1 protein-coding gene is annotated in these 1,099 nt (G+C 72.0%); it reads right to left on the bottom strand.

What is annotated here, in order from left to right:
• A partial coding sequence (locus tag AC1D01_RS35965) for a YDG domain-containing protein (protein WP_477874490.1) occupies positions 1-1,099 on the bottom strand: 1,099 nt, incomplete at both ends.

Here is a 1,099-nt window from a genome sequence, read left to right as displayed (position 1 = left end):
CGGTAGCGCTGCCGCTAAGGCTGGCCGCCGTCGTCGCGTCGTAGACCTTGCTGGTGGCGGCCACGCCGCTCACCGTGAGGCTCGCTGGCGTGATGTTCGCGCTGAGCCCGGCGGGCTGCACGAGCACGTAGTTGCCGGCGTCGGCACCATTCAACAAGTAGCCGGCGAGGGTCACCGTCTTGCCGTTGCCCACGTTCTTGTTGGCAAAGCTGCCGCTGCCCGTGCCCGCCACGCTGACGCTGTCGCCGGGCAGGCCGGTCACGGTGGCGCTGCCGCTGAGGGCCGCCGCAGTCGTCGCGTCGTAGACCTTGCTCGCTGCGGCCACGCCGCTGACCGTGAGGCTCGCCGGCGTGACGTTCGCGTTGAGCCCGGTGGGCTGCACGAGCACGTAGTTGCCGGCGTCGGCCCCGCTCAGCAGGTAGCCGGTCACGGTCACCGCCTTGCCGTTGCCCACGTTCTTGTCGGCGAAGCTGCCGCTGCCCGTGCCGGCCACGCTGACGGTGTCGCCGGCCAGGCCGGTCACGGTGGCGGTGCCGCTGAGGGCCGCCGCCGTCGTCGCGTCGTAGACCTTGCTGGTGGCGGCCACGCCGCTCACCGTGAGGCTCGCTGGCGTGATGTTCGCGCTCAGTCCGGCGGGCTGCACGAGCACGTAGTTGCCGGCGTCGGCCCCGCTCAGCAGGTAGCCGGTGACGGTCACCGCCTTGCCGTTGCCCACGTTCTTGTCGGCGAAGCTGCCGCTGCCCGTGCCCGCCACGCTGACGGTGTCGCCGGCCAGGCCGGTCACGGTAGCGCTGCCGCTGAGGGTCGCACCCGTCGTCGCGTCGTAAACCTTGTTGGCGGCGGCCACGCCGCTGACCGTGAGGCTCGCCGGCGTGATGTTCGCGCTCAGCCCGGTGGGCTGCACGAGCACGTAGTTGCCAGCGTCGGCCCCGCTCAGCAGGTAGCCGGTGACGGTCACCGCCTTGCCGTTGCCCACGTTCTTGTTGGCGAAGCTGCCGCTGCCCGTGCCCGCCACGCTGACGGTGTCGCCGGCCAGGCCGGTCACGGTGGCGCTGCCGCTGAGGGCCGCCGCCGTCGTCGCGTCGTAGACCTTGCTGGT

The sequence above is a fragment of the Rhizobacter sp. P3_B12 genome, from assembly GCF_056402895.1.
Note: the sequence above shows the minus strand (reverse complement) of the source record. Positions and strands in the feature narration are given on the sequence as shown.